Origin of the sequence: Streptomyces sp. GbtcB7 (assembly GCF_019091445.1) — a bacterium.
Lineage (GTDB): Bacteria > Actinomycetota > Actinomycetes > Streptomycetales > Streptomycetaceae > Streptomyces > Streptomyces mirabilis.
Map to the genome: position 1 here is coordinate 1 of NZ_JAGXJM010000368.1, position 259 is coordinate 259.

At 71.0% G+C, this 259-nt stretch carries 1 pseudogene; it reads left to right on the forward strand.

The window, feature by feature from the left end:
* Nucleotide 1 precedes the first annotated feature (1 nt).
* A pseudogene (locus KVT44_RS56300) lies at nt 2-259 on the forward strand (HTTM domain-containing protein); the annotation flags it as partial.

Genomic DNA, 259 nt, shown 5'->3' on the forward strand with positions numbered 1-259 from the left:
AGTGTCGATCTCGCGCGGCATCGCCCGGGTCACCGCCGCCGCCCTCGGCCCGTACCAGACGGCCGTGATCCGCCTCGGCTTCGCCGCCACCTGGCTGCTGTTCCTGCTGCGCGAGTTCCCGCACCGCCAGGAGATGTACGGCCCCGACGGACCGTGGGAGTGGGACCTCGCCCAGCGGCTCGTCGCGGACACCCACGCCTTCACGATCCTGATGTGGTCCGACAGCCAGGTGTGGTTCGAGACCGTCTACGCCCTGGCC